This is a genomic window from Archaeoglobus sp. (genome assembly GCF_017656475.1).
GTDB lineage: Archaea > Halobacteriota > Archaeoglobi > Archaeoglobales > Archaeoglobaceae > Archaeoglobus.
Genome location: NZ_JACDNT010000021.1, coordinates 1 through 17,301, shown reverse-complemented (window position 1 = coordinate 17,301; position 17,301 = coordinate 1). Strand labels below are relative to the sequence as shown.

The following is a 17,301-nucleotide window of genomic DNA, read 5'->3' as shown; positions in this document are numbered from 1 at the left end:
AATGGTAGAGACTAAATGGTATGTAGGCACGACGGGAGTAAAGCTTACAGTCGAGACTGGACAGGACTTATCGGACACTATGCAGGTTAGTCTTTTGGTTAAGAAGCCCGACGGCTCGCAAGTGGAATGGGTAGGCACGGCAAACGGCACGAAGATAGAATATATTATTCAAAGTGGAGACTTAGACCAAGCAGGGATCTATCGGGTTCAGGCAAAGGCAGTTTTTGCAGATGGAGCTGTTTGGTATGGGAATACGGATGTTTTGGTGATTTATGAATTGTTTGAGTAAATAAGGAGGGTTTTGAGATGGATAAGCTTGGTTTGAAAGGGAAAGTAAAAATAAAGATTTGCAAAGCGAAAACCGGCGAAGTGATAGAGGAAGAGTTTGATAACTTAATAGTGAACGCCGGGAAGGCGGAAGTAGCGAAGCTCATAGGTTCTGGGCTTGGGGGGACGGCTTTCGGCTATATCGCTATTGGGACAGGGACTACATCAGAGGCGGCTACCGATACGGCTTTGGAAGCGGAAGTAAAGAGAAAGGCGGCAACTGTTACTAGCGTTACGACAAACGTAACCGATGATACGGCTCAGTTCGAGGCGTCGTTTAGCTCTACGGATGGGCTTAGCGGCAGTTCGGCTATTACGGAGTATGGCCTATTTAATGCGGACACGGGCGGGACTATGCTTAGCAGGACAGTTCAAGCGGCTAAAAACCTTGACTGGGACGCCGGGGATACGCTAAGCGTTACGTGGCAGATTATAGTCCAGTGAAGCTTTTATTTTTAATTTAATTTTTAAGGAGGAAGTTTTCAATGGGATGGCTAAGCGGCTGGACACATAGGCGAGGAATTACGATAACTGAGCAGTCGGGGAGCACGCTTACTGATTATCAGGTTAGGATAGAGCTTAACTCCTCTAACTTTGATTTTGCTAAAGCTAATGCTGACGGGAGTGATATAAGGTTTACTGCCGATGATGGAGAGACGTTACTCCCTTATTGGATTAAAAAGTGGCCATCACAACCATATATTAAGACGTGGATAAAAGTACCAAGCATCCCAGCTGGAGGCAGCACTACAATTAAAGTTTACTATGGTAATCCTAACGCTGAGAGCAAGAGTGATGGCGAGGCAGTGTTCGAGTTCTTTGACGACTTCGGTGTTCCTATAGATTCTGAAAAATGGGATATTATCGGCGATGGTACGGTGAAGGCTCTCGTTGATACAGTACTAACGACGAGCGATGGAGACCAAGGGTTGGCTTTTGATGGTGAGTACTGGTATTGGGGCCATAACAATGGGACAGGAGTTAATGGTACAATTTATAAGATAGATTCAAGCGGAAATGTCGTGGCGTCGTTCGACGGTCCGCCTCATGCGGCTGGAGGAGATTACAGATGGGATAGAGGCACAATATTGTTCTCATCTGGTGGGGACGAGACGCCAGTTGTATGGGAAATAAGCAAAGATGGGCAGAAGTTGCGCGAATGGGATTTTTCCGGGGAAGGTTATAACAGAGGGGCTTTGGTGGCTTACGAGGGCGACAACAAGATATTACTGTTCACTTCTGACAGTTCGGGTAATTTCAAGATTGGTGAGTATGTGATAAATGACGATGGTACTTGGAGTTCGACAGGGAATGAATGGTCACACTCAAGTTTGGGAACGTCACAAGGCTTGGATTATCACAACGGGCATGTGTATTACCTGGTTGGAGACGGTGACGGCTCAAGTACTAAAGTGTTCAAGTTAAAGTTGAATGCCGATGGCACGATTTCGATGGTTGCGTCAGCTTCTCTGCCAGATGGTTACGAGGCTGAAGGGCTTGTTTACTATAATGGCGAGATATTCTTTGGTAGGTCAGACCACACAATATACAAAGTTAGCCAAGTGTCAATAGACATCAGTTCGTACAGTACATCAATATACTCCAAAGATCAGTTTAGCACTATGATGGCGTTGGTATGCAAGTGGCGCGCCTCTTCCGTGACGCTCGACTATCCTGGTTTTGGTTATGGTAATAAAGGTTCTCCAGCACCAGATATTGTCGATGACTCATATCAAGGGCATGGAATCACGATAGGAAAGATTCATGCGGCAAACGATTATGTGCAGGGTAGGCAGACTGACGATGGTACGAACAGGGATGAAACCGAAAATCTTGGTGTTGACCAGTCAGAGTATCACATATATGAAATTCGCAGATATGCAGACTATTCAAAGTTTTACGTTGATGGCGAGCTTGTGGCTTCATTAGACCAGAACTACCCGACCGAAGACCTATATGTTGGAATTGGCGGACACACACATAGTGAGACTGGACAGTCAATCGCTGACTACATTTATGTTAGAAAAATAGCGGAACAGGACCCAGAAATTTCGGTTGGTCCAGAGCAGTCCTCTGACCTGCAAGGCTGGGCTTACATGAGAGAAATCACGATAACCAATCCCAACAGTACTGAATTGACAGACTTCCAAATTCCAGTAATATTGGCAGGTTACAATGTTGTCACAAATGATGGAAGAGATTTAAGATTCTACTCAAGTGATGGTCAGACTGAGATGCCGTATTATGTTGAAGAAGTTAACAAGGCGAGTGAAAGCATTGCAGAGATTTGGGTTAAGGTTTCAAGTGTGCCGGCTAATGGTAGTGTTGACTTGTACTTGTACTACGGCAATCCTAATGCCGAGAGCAAGAGTGACGGTGAAGCAGTATTCGAGTTTTATGACGATTTTGACAGCGGAGCATTGGACACTACAAAATGGGACAGCGCTGGAACAGTAACAATAAGCGATGGTATTGTAAAAATAGATAGTGGGAACGGTTACATTAAGACTAAAGATACGTTCGGTAATAGCACTCTGCATTTCAGGTTGAAGATGGACGGGCGGAAGTACAATATTGGGTACGGGGATAAGTTCGATTCACCGCAGATATATGTACTTTTGCGTGACGATGGTACTAGTTATGGATTGTACAATCGTAACAGTACTGCTGACAATAAGGTCACGATACAATTGACAACGCCAGACGAGTTCCATTGGTACGAGTTGAAATTTGGGCCGAACGAATCGTCACTATGCCAGGATGGCACTAATTGTGTTACGAATTCATCATATCTGCCAGACCAGGAACTTTATATTGGGTTCCAGCCATGGGGTTCATATACCGGGCCATTGTATGTTGATACGGTATTTGTCAGAAAGTATGCCGAGCAGGAGCCTTCGGTCAGCGTGGAGAGTGAAGAAACTCAAGCAGGAATAGAGCATACTATCTCTCTTTCAGATGAAATACAATTAAGCCATGCTGATAAAAGAGATTTAAGCCTCTCTTCAAAAGAAATATTAATTCTGATTGATAATTCACATTATCACTCTATCCTAATCAAGCTCTTAAGCGATAATGTTTTATTAAATGAAGATATAATTAAGCAAGTAGAGTTGCTTAACCTTTTAAGCGATGATATACCATTATACGAAACGATAGATAAGCAGGCTGATTTGTATAATACTATACTTAGCTCGATTAGTCTAAGTGAGAGTAAAAAAGATAAAATCAGTCTCTCCCTCGATGATGCTCTTACTTTAAACGAGCTCGTATACTACTCATCAACCTTTTACGAGCTGTTACAAGAAAATATAGGCTTACAAGAGAACTTCAACGCTGGCTTTTTATTTGAGCAGGCGATTAGTGACATAATCTCGATAAGCGAGCAGTTAAACCTGCTTGTCGGTATAAACCCGAAGGATAGCCTCTTTACCCTTGAAAAAGCGATTCATGATATTAACATTAAACTAAAAGAGGAAGTTGATCTAAGTGAGAGTGCCGAGATTAAGAGAGTATTAATCGCACTATTAAGTGAGGTAATAGCTCTTAATGAGATAGCCAACTACTTATACTCAGCTCTTATGCAGAAAAAGGAAGCCTTAAACTTATCGGAAAAACAGATAAACCGCTTGGAATTAGCATTGTCCTCTACTATCGCTTTAAGCGAGGACTTAGCTAAGAGCTTAAGTATTATCTATAAGGACGGCATTACTATTTCCGAGCTAAGTAAATTAAGCTTAGTCGCCTCGCTGATTACAGATATATTGCTAAGCGAGAACGTTAAGAGAGATACGAAAGTAAAGATTTTATCCCTACTAAAGATAGATGAAAAAGTCATTTCCTATCTAGGCCTTATCCCTCATGAGGAGAGGACGCTTTACTCATTAATCGTCCTTTCAAAGTTGCTTTATTCTTTAATTAAGACAGAGGAGGAATTATAATGAAGCTGAATTTAAGAAGATTATTTAAGCGGAAGCAAGCCCTAAATCCACCTGTTGAGTTAAGAAAATCACAGACATCAGATATAAAGCAGACTATCTTATCTACTGCTATAAGCAGGCTAAGCCCGGAGCTAATGGTTCTATGTGAGAACGCTTATCTAAGCGAGCCGCTCACCCGAAAAGGCATACTTAAACGCTCACACGATGTATTTGAGCGCTGGCTAAGGATAGAGAGCGAGGACGAAAGAGTAAAAGAGATTTTCGCCGAACTCGAAAAGAGGACGGACTTAAAGAATAAGCTTATCGACCTGCTTAAGAACGCCATGATTTACGGCGTTGGCTACCTCGAAATAGTCTATGAGAATGATACTAATCCTGCAAGTGAGGAGCCGCCTCAGACGAGGATTATTAGCCTCGAATTAATCGACCCGAAAACGATTTTCCCTGTTTATCAGGCAGATCCTAATAAAGAAGACTACGGCGAAATACTCTACTACCAGCAGGAAATTAAAGCTATGCCTAACCGAGTAATTAAGCTTCATCCGAGCCGCATTATTGAGTTTAAATACGATACGTTGGCCGACGGAAGAAGACCAGTCGGCGTTATAGAGCCGATGCTACATGTAGTTGAAGCAAAGATAACGCTGGACAAATCAGCCGGGAGAATCCCGAAAAAGGTGATAAGCCAGATTATAACAGCAACGCTAAAGGGAGACGGCGTCACCCAGCAGTTACTGGATGAGTGGGCTAAAGCGTTCGCTAAGATGGAAGACGTAGGGCGGTTCGTAACTCCGGAAATGGTAGAAGTTGATGTAAAGGAAGGGGGGAAGGCTCTCGATATAAAGCCCTACTCCGAGCATCTCATCTATCAGATAGCGGGCGGAGTTGGCGTTCCTTATACGGTTTTGCTCGGAGCAGGGGCCGGGACGCTGAGCACGAGCGAGACGAACCTGCGCGACTACTACTCCGACCTTCGCGACCTACAGGTTAGGTTTACGCCTATCATTAAGCGCCTGCTTGACTGGGAGTTAGCCGTCGAGGGGGTGAACGTGGGCTATGAAATCGTCTGGAACGAAATTTACGCTGATGAAAAGAGCGAAGCTGATATTTTAGCCACAAAAGCAAGGGCGATAGATTTGCTTATTAATGACGGAATAATCGGCGTGAATGAGGCCCGCGAGCTCCTTGGATTAGAGCCTTTACCCGAGTTCGAGGAAGAAGCCGCTCCCTTCGGGCCCCGACTGAGAGGAGGGCGTTACGCGCATGGTTAGAGAGGAAGAGCTTGACTATATTTTACAGCAGATAGAGTTAGCGATAGATGATGCGTTCGATAAGGCATACGAAGGTAGTGAGGAGTATATCCGGCGAGCATATGAAAAAGGCAACGAGCTGGGGAATAAGGACTTAAAATCAGTTGGTATAAACTTTGATATCCCTCCAGACATCCACGCACTTGACTTTTTAGATGGCTACCAGTTCGACCTCATTAAAGGCGTAAGCGAGGATTTGAAGAAGGAGATAAAGCGAGTGGTACGAGATGGGATTATTAACGGAAAGAGTATGCGCGAGGTAGCTAACGATCTAAAGCAAGTTTTTAATACTCGAAAATGGAGGCTTAATACGATAGCGAGAACGGAAGTTATAAGAGCAAGTAATTTTGGTAGATATGAGGCGTGGAAAAAGAGCGGCGTAGTGGTAGGTAAAGAGTGGGTTACTGCTTTTGATGATAGGACTTGCCCTGAATGTGCGGCAATGGATGGAGACCAAGCCTCATTAGAAAAGCCTTTTCGCAATGGAGTATTAATGCCTCCAGCTCACCCAAATTGTAGATGCACAGCTATTCCTATCATAGACCGAAGTTTAGCAGGGCTAAAGAAAGGAAAATACGACGATGAAAAGAAATATATCAAGCCGAAGCGGAAGGAGCTTAGAGTAAAGTCAATTGAAGCGGCTTACGCCAAGCATTTGCTTTCTACGTTTAAGGAAGCATTTAAAGAGATTATCGCTATCTGGGAGCGATACGGGAGGCTTTTATCATGACAGGCACAGGCATCTTTCTAATTAACTTTGATAAAATCATGAAAAAAGTAGATATGGAAGAAGACATAAATAAGGCAGTTGAACGGATAGCTTTCCTTATCGAGGGTGAAGCTAAGAGGCTCTGCCCGGTGAGGACGGGCCGTCTGAGGGCATCGATTCATACGGGAAAGATAAGGAAGGGCGTTTGTTATGTCGGCACTAACGTCCACTACGCGCCCTACGTCGAGTTTGGTACGAGGAAAATGACTGCTAAACCCTATCTTCGCCCAGCGGCGAGGAGGGTGGTTAATTTAGTAAAGATGAAAGGAATAAGTGCCTTTATCAGGTGATTTAAATGGTAGTAGAGGAAATAATCGCACAGTACGGTATCGCAGGAGGAGCTTTAGTTTTGATGTTTTTGATGTACAAGGCAAACTTAGAGACAATGAGTAAGCTTAGCGATGCACTCGACAGACTGAACGAGTCCTTTCGCGACCTTAAGGAGGAAATACGGGTAATGAGAGAAGAAATTATAAGGGGGGATAGGTAACGACGAAGCAAAAACTTATCTTCGCACAGAGAATAGAAAAGGGTGAACTGCAGAGAGATGGAAGTATAGTCCGCCTGCCGCTTTCAACCATCCTTACTGAGGGAGAGCACAACGGCATTCTCTTCCTGCGTGAAGAAATTGAAAAGGCGAAATTCCCTGAAGCTTTCCCGCTGACGCTCAACCATAGCAGGGACGTAGAAGATGAAGTCGGCTGGTGGGAAAGCCCACGCGTTGAAGACGGCAGGCTGAGAGCGATCCCTGTCATCAACTTGGAGACAGCGAAAGGCGAGGCCGCGCTCGGCTACGTGAAGAACAGGCTTCAAGCAGGCTTAGTCCCCGAAGTCAGCGTGGAAGTCTGGGTGACGATAGACCAAGATGAAAAAGGCAAGAAAATAGCGAGGGAGTTAGAGATAGATAAGGCTTCCCTCGTCGATAGAGGGGCCTGCGGCCCGGATAAGGGCTGTGGGATTGGATTAAAAGAAGAAGAAAAAGAGGAGGTTGAAATGGGCGTAGTTCCTAAGCATCCGTGGCGTTATGGTAAAGATGCAGAAGCGAGCTGGAGTAAGCCAAGCCTCGGCGATTTCACGGACAAGAGTTGGGGCGAGCTGGGCGACGAGGAAAAGCGCTCAATAGCTGGCCACTACGCATGGGCGCCGGAGAACCCGCCCGAGCGGTTCACCGACCTCAAACTGCCTCACCACAGGCCGGGCGACCATGCTGTCGTTTGGAACGGCGTTAGAGCCGCAATGGCTGCACTGCTCGGAGCGAGAGGAGGCGTAGATATCCCAGCCGGCGACAAGAGAGCGGTTTATAACCACCTCGCCGCCCACTATAAAGAGTTTGACAAAGTCCCTCCTCAAGTAACGTTTTCTGATGACGGTGAAGTAATCGAGGTGATGTGGATGGAGGAAGAGGATAAGCTTGAGTTCGAAGCCCAGCCCGAACCGGCTGAGGCCGAGCAGGCAGAGCAGGAGGCAGAGGCGCAGGAACAGGCGGAAGAATATTACGGGGCGGAAACAGTGAGCGATAATGAGCTTGCTCACTATGAGAAGCTCCTCGCCGAGAAGGACGAGGAAATAGCCGTGCTTAAGGCCAAGCTCGAAGAGCTGGAAAAAACAAAGGCAGAGCTTGAAGCCAAGGTAAAAGAATACGAGCGGGCAGAGCGCGAGGCAATTATCACCGAGCTGAGGAAATATAACCCAGATTTCGACGGTGAGGGGAAAAACCTTGCCGAGCTGAGGGAACTGCTCGAATTCGTGAAGAATATAAAGGTTCCGCTTTCCGGGCGTAAGTCTTTGGTTGTTTCGCCCGAGGAAGAGCCGGTTGACCCGGCTAAGGCGTATGAAGCCATGCTTAGAAAGAAGATGAAGGAGATAAGGAGGGATTGAAAAATGGTTGATGTTGCCAAGCTTCAGAAAGAGTTTGAGGAGCTCGCTAACACCACCACTAGTGATATAAGCGCCATTATAAAGAGCGAGGTCTTTGCTAAGCTTATAGTAGAGGAGGCGACCAAGGGGAGAAAGCTGGCTGGCGTTATCGCCGCGAGCCAGGAAGACCTCACGAAGGGAGACGGCGATACCGTTAAGGTTCGCGTCTTCCCGAAGATAAGCGTTGCCCAGACTGCCGAGGGCGCGGCTAACGAGGCAGGGGCTTATAAGCCGTTCGCTTCTACCGTTACCATCAACAGGTATAGCGTTACCGTCCCGGTTACTGCGGAGAGTCTTTATGAGGCCAGCGTTGACCTGCAGGCTCAGATTGTGAACTCCATCGCCCTCGGTTGGGCTGACAAGATGGACGAGATAATCGTCGAGAAGCTCGACCTTGGAGCGGCGACCGGTACTACCTATACTCCGGCTTATAAAGCCGCCCTTGCCACCGCCGGCGACCTCGACGACGTTTACGACAAGATAAAGGATGCGAGGGACGGCCTCAGAAAGAAGGGCTGGAACCCAGACACTCTTGTCATCGGCTACGACGTCGCCCAGCAGTTGATAGCCGAGTACGAGAGCGGACTTAACAGGAAGGTCATACAGGTCGATGATGACGGCAACCTTAAGAGCGTTTACGGCCTTAAGGTCATAGTTACTCCGTTCGCCCCTGACGTCAGCGATACTGCTAACGAGGTCGTCGCTGTCGTCCTCGACTCCAGCGTCGCGGTCGTCGAAGCGAGGGGCATGCCTGCTAAGTTCAGCGAGAAGTACGAGCCGGAGTACGACCTTTACAAGGAAGTCTTCAACGCCTATTGGGGTGTTGACGTCGTCAAGGCTGACCTCGACGGGGACACTACCGCAGAGGCTATCGGTATCGCTCAGGTCGTGAACCCGTCCGCATGATAGCGGCGGGTCTTTCTTTAATATATTATTATAATATAGTAAAAAGGGAGGGGCAGTAATGCTTTACGGCGATATATTAAGTATCAGGGCGCTAACAGGGCTTACGAGTGAGGACATAAGCGATGAAGACATTACTCAGGTAATGCAGTTGGCCAACCGCATCGTTTTAAATACGATACAAATAAGAGTTACAAAAGAACAGCCACGGCAGATAGGAGGTGACAGAACAGTTTATCAGACAATATCATATCCTCTCGCCGATATCGATGGGGATGGACAAGTAACGGCTAATGATATAAAAGTAGAGGCTCTAAACCCGGTTGAAAGCTTCAATATGTGGCGGGAGCTTGCCGTTGACCAAATTAACCCGTATTACGGGCTGATTAAGTTAGCTGAAGCCCCGACGAACGGGGAGCGAGTGTTTGTAACTTACGCTTATATCCCAGAATGGGTAAAAAAAGAAGATATAGACGACTTGGTGAACTTACTGACCGCTCATATCCTTACGCTGAGACTGCAGAACCCGGACACGGTAGCAATAACCGACCTCGGGGCTAACGAGCTGATAGTAAAGAAGCAAGAAACTAAGTTCTTGGAGGTGTACAAGCTTAAGTTGCAAACATTGATGAATATTAAAGCGATGCGGAGTGTAGAGCTATGACTGACTATCGGGCGAAGTTGAAAGAATTACTTCAAGATATCGTTTATACGAACAAGTATAATTCTCAAGAGAATATTAATATCTATTACGAAGAAGACGTTACGGAGGGAAGGGCCCGCTTTAAAACACCCGCCCTTATTATCCGAGGTCTACGGCAGGCAATAGACCCGGCGGACATCGGCTGGAATATCTATATAAACCTCTACGAAATCGATGTTAGCCTTTACCTGAAGCTGAGAAGCGATAATTACTCAGCTGAGGAAGTAAGAGAGGAAGTAACCAACCAGATAATTAAGCTGGCCGAGCAGAATAAAGACGGGCTTACAAGTAATGATATTTATCTAAGACTCGCTGAAATCAGAGATAGAAATTATCTAGAGGAAGTAGGAATTTTAAGGCGTGATTTTAGTTTTAAAATTTATAAGGAGGGTTGAAAATGGCAAATCAATGGATTAAGATAGGAAATATAAGCGGTGGCGGCACCTACATCGGCCTGATAGCGAAAGAAGACGACTTAACTATCGAGAAAGATTTAAAAGAAGAGTATTACATTCACTCCGTCCACCCGATAGAGCTTAAAGACGCAAAAGTGGCTCCATCAGGGAGTATAACAATCCCGCTTAAGCCAGAGGACGGCCTCGACGAACTGCTCTATGCCTTTTTCGGCGAGGTATCTTCGAGCGATAATGGAGATGGGACTTATGCTCATACGTTTACGGTGAAAGAGAAGGACATCCCCGAATTCGAGATAATCAAGAACATCGGCAGTATTCAGGAAAAATATTCTGGCTGTAAGGTAAAGAGTATAGAAATCTCCGCTAACGCAAGTGGAGAGTTCGAGGTAAGCGTCGAGGTTATTGCGAAAGAAGGAGAAAGAGTTTCAGGTGAAAGCGAAGGTAGTTATACCTTATCTAAGACCATGAAAGTTACTTCCTCCTCAATCACGTGGGGAGGAAATGAGTATGGCATTGGGGCAATTACTCTTACTTTTGAAAGAGATTTAGCAGAGGACGGCTTTTATCTAAACAGCGACGTCGGGCGGTCTGCCATCCCAGAAGGCAACTTTAAGGCGACGGCTAAGCTCGACGTGCTTGTGGACGATGTAACTTTTATCCAAGACTTCCTCGCTGGCACTACAAAGGCATTGGAAGTAACTTTCCAGAACGCAGACGGGCATAGTATAGTCGTGCATATCCCAGCTGGAGTGATCACTTCAAGGGCGAAATCAACTGATGTAGGAAAGCAATTGCTTGTTGAAGAGGTGGAGATAATCGGGCTGGATGATGGAGCGAACGGCTCGGCTTATGTGGAGCTAACAAATACAATCGCTTCATACCCGAGGACTTGACTTTTATTATTTCTTTTTATAATAATATAAATGAGGTGAGTAAAATGGAAGTAGAGATTAATGGAAAGAAGTATATAGCTAAGGAGCCGACCGGGTACCAGTTGCTAAAGTTCACGGAGAAATATATGGACGACAATGGGGAAGTAAAAGCTGGGATCTCTAAGGCGGATATGATTGTTGAACTTATTAATCTAATTTTCGGCGTCCCGGAGGAAGAAGTAAAGAGGCTGAAATGGAGCGAGCTTCAAATCTTGAACGAGAAGGCGAACGCTTATCTGCAGAGCCTCTTCGAGGACAAGCAGGAAAAAAAGTGAAATTAATCGCACGACAGCTTTTGAAAAATAAGCCTTATTTTTTTGTCGGCTCTAACTCAGACGCGTTTACTATTTCTCTAAAGTTGCAAGCGGTTATAATTGCCAAATACTTCGGTATTTCTCCGGTTGAAGTTCTAAACTGGTCTTATTCTGAAATGCAAGAATTCTTAGCTTTAATCGATGTAATCAGTGAAGCGGAGAGTAATAATAACGGGAGAGATAAGACGGTTTATGATTTAAAAGAGATAGAAGGCGAGAGAGATGGCAAATGAAATATTAAAAGTTATTATCGCGGCCCAAGACGAAGCATCGGCATCTATAAAGAAAATAACAAAAAATCTATCCACGCTTAAGACTGCAGCAATAGCGGCAGGCTCAGCGTTAAGTGCATTAGCAATTAAGCAGACAATAGATGCTTTTGCCAGCTTTGATGATGCTTTACAGAAAAGTATTGCTATCATGGGTAATGTCGATGAAGCAATGCGGGAAAAATTAGCAAAAACGGCAAGAGATGTGGCAAAAGAGCTGGGTATAAGTCATGAGGAGGCGGCACGTTCATACTACTACCTCGCCTCAGCTGGTCTTTCAGCGGCTGAATCTCTAAAAGCTATGCCTGCAGTTGCTAAGCTCGCAAAAGCTGGCGCACTCGATATGGCCGAAGCAACAGATATAGCGACGGATATAATGACAGCATTTGGCAAATCGGTTGAAGACCTCACACACATCAACGACGTACTTATCGCAACCGTGACGAAGAGCAATACGAACCTGCAACAGCTCGGTGAAGCTATGAAATATCTCGCACCTTCTGCTCATGCCGCCGGCTGGTCAATAGAGGAAATGAGCGCCGCCGTGGGATTGCTTTCTAACGCAGGTATAAAGGCAAGTCAAGCAGGAACTTATCTCAGACAGGTTATCGCTCAACTACTTGACCCGACCAGCTCAGCAAAGGAAGCACTCGCAAGGCTTGGGCTTACGGTAGAGGATATAAATCCAAAAACCAACTCACTTGCAGATATTTTGCAGAAGCTAAAAGAACACGGGGCCACAGCATCCGATATTATGCAGATTTTCGGTGTTAGGGCTGGAACGGCAGTTTTAGCATTAATGGACCAAGGAGTCCCAGCTTTAAGACAATTTACCAAGGAAATAAAGAATGCAGGGGGAATAACTGACCAAGTAGCTAAAACACAAATGGAGAGCTTCAGAGAGCAGATAAATAAGTTAAAAGCTCAACTCCAAGATATTATGATTACAATAGGTGAACAACTCGCCCCAGTAGTGTTAGATTTTGCGAATAAGTTACAAGAGTTCCTTACGGATGAAAAAACACAGGAACAGATAAAAACTTTCACAGATGGATTGAAAGAAGGACTTTCTAATATTATAGAGGCACTAAGGTTAATGCTCGAAATCTTATCCAAACTCCCCCCAGAAGTATCTAAAGTAATAGGAGCCTTGGCCGCTTTCGGAGTAATTATTGGGCCACTTGTAACAGTAGTTAAAGTCATATCGAGCTTATGGGGGTTAATATCTGGATTAACAGGAGTATTAAATGGACTAATCCCTGTTTTGGGCGCAGTAGCAGGAGCGATAAGTCTCCCTGTCGTGGCGATAGGAGCACTAATCGCCGCCATTACCTTACTAGTCTTTAACGTCGGAGGAGCACGGGATAAGTTAAAGTCTGCAATTATGACAGTAAAGGACGCTCTCGTTTGGGCATTTAATATAATGAAAGAGAAAATAACTAGCTTTGCCTCAGAGGTATTTAATTACGCATTAAATATAGGGCAGTCAATCGTAAATGGAATAAAGCAGGGTCTTTCTAACATCTGGAATGTAATTAAAAGCTCTTTACTCGACCCAGTTAGAAACGCAATCGATGAAGTAAAAGATAAGCTAAAAATAGGGAGTCCGTCCAAGGTCTTCATCGAAATTGGGCGGAGCATAAGCGAAGGCTATGAAATTGGCCTTCAGACGGCAAGAAAGATTAAGCCCTTCTTTATCACACCTCCACAAATAGCAACTCGTCCGGCCCCTATGCCGGTAAGAGGAGTACAACCCACAGGCCACCGCATAATAATTAACCTCGAAGGTGTAGCGATAAGAGAGGACAGAGATATTGACAGGCTCGCTGATGAAATAGAAAGGCGGCTGGGGAGGAAGCTTAAATGGTAGATCACACCACCTCTATCACCGAAAACATTACTTTATCCGAAGCCCTCCCTTTTAATCTTTCCTCTATCCTAAGTGATAGCTTAACCTTGCAAGAGAGTATACTAAACCTGCAAGAAATCCTAAGTAAGCGATATAAGCCGCCTATCTTCCGCTTCTACTTAGACGGTGAAGAAAAAGGAATTAAGAGTATAAGGATAAGAAAAGACTTAAACGGAGTAACAGAGGCTACGCTAACGGCGTATGTTTATGCGGCAACAGAGGAGGATATATTAAAGCCCGTTGTTATCACATCAACAAATCCTTACGATGATACGACTATAACGCTCTTCCGAGGCGTATTAGTTAAAATTGAAGAAAATAAGCCCGATAAGGAGATTAAATTAGAATGCAGGGGCTTAGATTACTACCTCGAAAATGACATATTTATACAGTATGATTCTGAAACTGGGGAGATAAATGGTGTTTTTGAATATATGCAAGAGAGAGCAGATAATATAGCGAGGGATATATTAAAAGACACTTCATTTACTCTTATTGAGTGTCCTACGACTAAAATAAGCCTAAAGTTCGATTATGAGAACCGGTTAAGGGCTTTACAGCTGATAGCGGAGATTTTAAATAGAGTTCTTTGGATAGATAATGACTACGGCGTTCACATCGGAGATAATTCTGGAAGGTTTGAGCTAAGCGAAATAACTTCAAAGAGGTTATCCCAGAGCGGGGAAGATACATATAATAGAATAATCGTGATCGGAGGAAACGATGGAGAGGGAAAAGTACCCATCGCCATCGTTGAGGATGGACAACTAATTTCACAGCAAGGAGTTAAGGCCAAGAAGTTTACGATAATGCAAATTAGAGATAAAGAGACGGCCCTACTATTCGCTAAGGCTTATCTGGATACTTATAAGCAGATAAATTATAAGCTATCCGTGAGAATTCCGCCTAAATGGAAGAACTATCTGATCGACATCGGGAACGTTATAACTATAGATAGCGAGGAGTATATAATCTCTTCCCTTGAGCTAAGCGATAAAGAAATAACTTTAGAGGCCACGCCGATTAGGAGTTTTATTAACCTGAAGAACTATTTAGAGAGACAGATTAAACAGATAGAAACGGCGACGAGCTCAAGTACGTTCTACAACGAAAGCCCTACCCTTCTTACGGCTTATGAGATTTTAGACCTCGATACTGCTTACTACGGAGGGAGCACGCCGAAGACGATAACCATAGGCGATGATACATATACCATCCTAAGCGTTATGCACTTCTTTATCCCTGATAACTTTACCCCTAAGGAGGCCGAGTTAAAACTCCGCTGGTTCGGAGATGAGAGCCCGATTTCATTTAAAGTAATAGTAAATAGTGATGTATGTAGTCCAGTAAGCGAAGGGACAACGGACGATGGAGATGCTCTTTATACAGTTATAGTGGATTCACTAAAAAAAGGATGGAATAATATTTATTTCGTCCAATGAGGTGATAAAATGGCTAAGCGGCTAATTGCGGAGTTGATAATAAAAGGAGCATTATGCGAGACTCCGGAAGAAGATACAATTAAAGAGGATGTAAATCCTCCCAACGAGGGTGCAGTATTCACGGCTTTTAACCCCGAAGCGGACGGGATGGCGATAACCGAACAAGGGGATGTTCAAATAGCCTTCGGGAACCAATGTTTAAATGATGACAGTACGACGGCTCCTGGCTGGACTGCAGGGGATTATATGGCTACATACTCGGGGAAGTTAGTTCCTACCGAGCCTTTAGATGATTTCTGGACAATCACCGGGGATTTAGAGATAAGTACCTCTGAATGGGGATACCAATCTGCTTTTGCGACTGAAAATAAACTTTACTTCGGAATTGGAGACCCAGCCACTAACTTCATCGGGTTAAAATTAAAATGGACATTAGGGCGCGGTGCAGGGAGTTTATACATCTATATAGTGTCGGTTTTCGATGGTTCGGAAAATGCAACCCTGCTTAGGCAGATAGACACTGGAGAGGAAGCCGTTACAGCAACAGGTACGTTTACCCTTCATAGGATAGATGAAACGACATATCAGGCCGAATTGGAAATCTGGGGAGGAGGTACGGACAGCCGCAATGGGACCTTTACTAACCCTGATATAACTGTTTATAGCGAAGATAGTTACAATAATTACCTCTGCGGTCAGGTAGTATGGAAAAATCTCAACCGGAGTTGATAGATTAATGCTTAAAAGGTATGCTCCTTTGAAAAACTTAAAAAAGCGGCTCCCGTTCTGGGTAGTCGGGTTTTTAGTTTTTATTTTTCTTTTGAAGTATAAATTTATTCTTTCTCCGCTTTGGATAATTATTTTTATCCTTATTGATGAAAAAATAAAAGAAGGCTATTTCTTCGACCCACGCGACGTAAAAAAGCCACTCACGCATGAAAACCTCGCCGTGATAACCTCGGCCATCCTCGCAGTTATCGCCTTACTGGGAAGGAGGGAGAAAAATGACGAAGATAAAGATAATAGATGGTGACGCCGTCGGCGGTATTCTCGCCCTCGCAAGGGGAAGGGAAAAGAGGAAGGGCGGACTTCCGGGCGAGATTAGCTGATTTCTTTTTTCAGTAGTTCTTCGTTTTTATCCGCCCATTCGTCGTATATAACTAAATCTTCTACCTCGCGCCGCTCGGTCTCCTTAACTATGCTATCAAACTCGGCCTCGGCGTCGTTTATCAACGCTTTTGCATCGCGGAGGTTCTTCCTGAGCAGGCTAACGATACGAGGCAATTCGCTAAGCGGGGCAGTCTCTATCTCGTCGAGCAAGCGCTCGGAAAAATCGAGAAGGGAGAAAGCATCAGTGAGCGCAATAGTAATGTGTTCAGTGCTCATTGTTGTTCACCTCAGAGCCTCTGCGAGCTTCTTGAGCTTCTCGACGGCCTCGCCGTAGCTCTCGTTGGCCTCCTTGAGGGCCTCAGCGAGTTGGTCGAGGATGTTGTCGAACTCCCTGCCGAGGTTTCTGAGGATGTAGATGGGAACTTCCTTGAGGGTCTCTTCGTCGGTGGCATGGTAGTAGTCCGGGTTAGTCTCGGCCCACTGGGCATGGTCGCACTCGATATACACTCCTTCCTCGTCAATCAGGAGGTAATAGTAGTCGTACATAGCGATTGTGGGCTCCACTGTCTTCTTTCCGAGCTTATACCTAAACCTAAACCGCTCCGGCCTCTTTGCCAGAACGGTCTCCTCGAAGACCTTCATGGCCTCAGCGACGCCCTTCCTAATCCAGCTCTGCTTCTCGGCCAAGACGGCCATCCCTTTCCTAACTTCCTCCAACTTCTCCATCTTCACCACCTCCGTGTTCTTCACTATCTATTATGCTCTCAACCTTTATAAACTTTTCTATCCTTACGCTGCTAATACTCGGCTGATTACTGCGATCCCTGCAACGATTAGCTCACCGAGCACGGCCCCGGCGAGGATATATATTACTATATCTACTACCTGCTTCCTTTCTATCTTCATCCTTTATCACCTCTTCCGAATATTTCCTTAGTATTTCGTTCACTCACGGGCATCACGCTCCTCCTTTTCTTCAGTGTAGATGTACCTCCACCACCACGTGTAATACTCCTCCGTAATGCCCATTTCACTCATT

At 45.1% G+C, this 17,301-nt stretch carries 20 protein-coding genes; 18 read left to right on the top strand and 2 right to left on the bottom strand.

Translation table 11 applies throughout. The features are described 5' to 3' along the window. The first annotated feature begins 1 nt into the window (after position 1). The 18 genes from H0Z19_RS07385 (at position 2) to H0Z19_RS07300 (ending at position 16,185) form a co-directional block, all read left to right on the top strand. Positions 2-289: a hypothetical protein gene (locus H0Z19_RS07385; RefSeq protein ID WP_290725320.1), complete on the top strand. Its 288-nt coding sequence runs from the start codon at positions 2-4 to the stop codon at positions 287-289. A 17-nt stretch (positions 290-306) separates the two neighbouring features. Continuing rightward, positions 307-771: a hypothetical protein gene (locus H0Z19_RS07380; RefSeq protein ID WP_290725318.1), complete on the top strand. Its 465-nt coding sequence runs from the start codon at positions 307-309 to the stop codon at positions 769-771. 41 nt (positions 772-812) lie between these two features. Then, entirely contained in the window at positions 813-4,268 is a 3,456-nt protein-coding gene (locus H0Z19_RS07375; RefSeq protein WP_290725317.1) for a DUF2341 domain-containing protein, read from the top strand. Then, positions 4,268-5,539, top strand: a complete 1,272-nt coding sequence (locus tag H0Z19_RS07370) for a phage portal protein (protein ID WP_290725315.1) — start codon at positions 4,268-4,270, stop codon at positions 5,537-5,539. The genes H0Z19_RS07375 and H0Z19_RS07370 overlap by 1 nt, the downstream gene beginning before the upstream one ends. Beyond that, positions 5,532-6,308: a phage minor head protein gene (locus tag H0Z19_RS07365; RefSeq protein WP_290725314.1), complete on the top strand. Its 777-nt coding sequence runs from the start codon at positions 5,532-5,534 to the stop codon at positions 6,306-6,308. The genes H0Z19_RS07370 and H0Z19_RS07365 overlap by 8 nt, the downstream gene beginning before the upstream one ends. Next, positions 6,305-6,637 carry an HK97-gp10 family putative phage morphogenesis protein gene (locus tag H0Z19_RS07360; RefSeq protein WP_290725313.1) on the top strand — a complete coding sequence of 111 codons (333 nt, stop codon included), beginning with the start codon at positions 6,305-6,307 and terminating at the stop codon, positions 6,635-6,637. The genes H0Z19_RS07365 and H0Z19_RS07360 overlap by 4 nt, the downstream gene beginning before the upstream one ends. Before the next feature lie 5 nt (positions 6,638-6,642). Then, positions 6,643-6,837: a hypothetical protein gene (locus H0Z19_RS07355; RefSeq protein WP_290725312.1), complete on the top strand. Its 195-nt coding sequence runs from the start codon at positions 6,643-6,645 to the stop codon at positions 6,835-6,837. A 305-nt stretch (positions 6,838-7,142) separates the two neighbouring features. Next, positions 7,143-8,225: a hypothetical protein gene (locus H0Z19_RS07350; protein ID WP_290725311.1), complete on the top strand. Its 1,083-nt coding sequence runs from the start codon at positions 7,143-7,145 to the stop codon at positions 8,223-8,225. A 3-nt stretch (positions 8,226-8,228) separates the two neighbouring features. Further along, positions 8,229-9,170, top strand: a complete 942-nt coding sequence (locus H0Z19_RS07345) for a phage major capsid protein (RefSeq protein ID WP_290725310.1) — start codon at positions 8,229-8,231, stop codon at positions 9,168-9,170. Between the two features lie 58 nt (positions 9,171-9,228). Next, positions 9,229-9,831, top strand: a complete 603-nt coding sequence (locus H0Z19_RS07340) for a hypothetical protein (RefSeq protein WP_290725309.1) — start codon at positions 9,229-9,231, stop codon at positions 9,829-9,831. Next, positions 9,828-10,265 (top strand): hypothetical protein, encoded by a 438-nt coding sequence (locus H0Z19_RS07335; protein ID WP_290725307.1) that lies wholly within the window; start codon positions 9,828-9,830, stop codon positions 10,263-10,265. The genes H0Z19_RS07340 and H0Z19_RS07335 overlap by 4 nt, the downstream gene beginning before the upstream one ends. Before the next feature lie 2 nt (positions 10,266-10,267). Next, complete coding sequence (locus H0Z19_RS07330) at positions 10,268-11,179, top strand: phage tail tube protein (protein ID WP_290725306.1); 912 nt, start codon at positions 10,268-10,270, stop codon at positions 11,177-11,179. 44 nt (positions 11,180-11,223) lie between these two features. After that, positions 11,224-11,493, top strand: a complete 270-nt coding sequence (locus H0Z19_RS07325) for a hypothetical protein (protein WP_290725304.1) — start codon at positions 11,224-11,226, stop codon at positions 11,491-11,493. Then, positions 11,490-11,765, top strand: coding sequence for a hypothetical protein (locus tag H0Z19_RS07320; RefSeq protein WP_290725301.1), 276 nt, complete (start codon positions 11,490-11,492; stop codon positions 11,763-11,765). The genes H0Z19_RS07325 and H0Z19_RS07320 overlap by 4 nt, the downstream gene beginning before the upstream one ends. Then, positions 11,755-13,671: a phage tail tape measure protein gene (locus tag H0Z19_RS07315; RefSeq protein ID WP_290725298.1), complete on the top strand. Its 1,917-nt coding sequence runs from the start codon at positions 11,755-11,757 to the stop codon at positions 13,669-13,671. Before H0Z19_RS07320 ends, H0Z19_RS07315 begins: the two co-directional genes overlap by 11 nt. Further along, a complete protein-coding gene (locus H0Z19_RS07310; RefSeq protein WP_290725297.1) occupies positions 13,665-15,152 on the top strand; it encodes a hypothetical protein in 1,488 nt (495 codons plus the stop codon). Before H0Z19_RS07315 ends, H0Z19_RS07310 begins: the two co-directional genes overlap by 7 nt. Positions 15,153-15,161: 9 nt before the next feature. After that, on the top strand, positions 15,162-15,881 hold the full coding sequence (locus H0Z19_RS07305; RefSeq protein ID WP_290725296.1) for a hypothetical protein: 720 nt from the start codon (positions 15,162-15,164) through the stop codon (positions 15,879-15,881). Positions 15,882-15,888: 7 nt separating this feature from the next. Then, the gene (locus tag H0Z19_RS07300) at positions 15,889-16,185 is read left to right on the top strand and encodes a hypothetical protein (protein ID WP_290725294.1); all 297 of its coding nucleotides are present in this window, start codon (positions 15,889-15,891) and stop codon (positions 16,183-16,185) included. Between the two features lie 68 nt (positions 16,186-16,253). Here the strand turns inward: H0Z19_RS07300 and H0Z19_RS07295 are convergent, their stop codons facing one another. Both H0Z19_RS07295 and H0Z19_RS07290 read right to left on the bottom strand, forming a co-directional pair. After that, the gene (locus tag H0Z19_RS07295) at positions 16,254-16,538 is read right to left on the bottom strand and encodes a hypothetical protein (RefSeq protein ID WP_290725292.1); all 285 of its coding nucleotides are present in this window, start codon (positions 16,536-16,538) and stop codon (positions 16,254-16,256) included. Between the two features lie 6 nt (positions 16,539-16,544). Continuing rightward, the gene (locus H0Z19_RS07290; protein WP_290725290.1) at positions 16,545-17,012 is read right to left on the bottom strand and encodes a hypothetical protein; all 468 of its coding nucleotides are present in this window, start codon (positions 17,010-17,012) and stop codon (positions 16,545-16,547) included. Positions 17,013-17,301: the final 289 nt, after the last annotated feature.

Bases quoted from the DNA above. Each gene is read 5' to 3' on its own strand.
- H0Z19_RS07295 (WP_290725292.1), bottom strand. From the start codon at position 16,538: ATGAGCACTGAACACATTACTATTGCGCTCACTGATGCTTTCTCCCTT.
- H0Z19_RS07380 (WP_290725318.1), top strand. From the start codon at position 307: ATGGATAAGCTTGGTTTGAAAGGGAAAGTAAAAATAAAGATTTGCAAA.
- H0Z19_RS07305 (WP_290725296.1), top strand. From the start codon at position 15,162: ATGGCTAAGCGGCTAATTGCGGAGTTGATAATAAAAGGAGCATTATGC.
- H0Z19_RS07330 (WP_290725306.1), top strand. From the start codon at position 10,268: ATGGCAAATCAATGGATTAAGATAGGAAATATAAGCGGTGGCGGCACC.
- H0Z19_RS07385 (WP_290725320.1), top strand. From the start codon at position 2: ATGGTAGAGACTAAATGGTATGTAGGCACGACGGGAGTAAAGCTTACA.
- H0Z19_RS07325 (WP_290725304.1), top strand. From the start codon at position 11,224: ATGGAAGTAGAGATTAATGGAAAGAAGTATATAGCTAAGGAGCCGACC.
- H0Z19_RS07345 (WP_290725310.1), top strand. From the start codon at position 8,229: ATGGTTGATGTTGCCAAGCTTCAGAAAGAGTTTGAGGAGCTCGCTAAC.
- H0Z19_RS07365 (WP_290725314.1), top strand. From the start codon at position 5,532: ATGGTTAGAGAGGAAGAGCTTGACTATATTTTACAGCAGATAGAGTTA.
- H0Z19_RS07340 (WP_290725309.1), top strand. From the start codon at position 9,229: ATGCTTTACGGCGATATATTAAGTATCAGGGCGCTAACAGGGCTTACG.
- H0Z19_RS07335 (WP_290725307.1), top strand. From the start codon at position 9,828: ATGACTGACTATCGGGCGAAGTTGAAAGAATTACTTCAAGATATCGTT.
- H0Z19_RS07370 (WP_290725315.1), top strand. From the start codon at position 4,268: ATGAAGCTGAATTTAAGAAGATTATTTAAGCGGAAGCAAGCCCTAAAT.
- H0Z19_RS07355 (WP_290725312.1), top strand. From the start codon at position 6,643: ATGGTAGTAGAGGAAATAATCGCACAGTACGGTATCGCAGGAGGAGCT.
- H0Z19_RS07375 (WP_290725317.1), top strand. From the start codon at position 813: ATGGGATGGCTAAGCGGCTGGACACATAGGCGAGGAATTACGATAACT.
- H0Z19_RS07300 (WP_290725294.1), top strand. From the start codon at position 15,889: ATGCTTAAAAGGTATGCTCCTTTGAAAAACTTAAAAAAGCGGCTCCCG.
- H0Z19_RS07360 (WP_290725313.1), top strand. From the start codon at position 6,305: ATGACAGGCACAGGCATCTTTCTAATTAACTTTGATAAAATCATGAAA.
- H0Z19_RS07315 (WP_290725298.1), top strand. From the start codon at position 11,755: ATGGCAAATGAAATATTAAAAGTTATTATCGCGGCCCAAGACGAAGCA.
- H0Z19_RS07310 (WP_290725297.1), top strand. From the start codon at position 13,665: ATGGTAGATCACACCACCTCTATCACCGAAAACATTACTTTATCCGAA.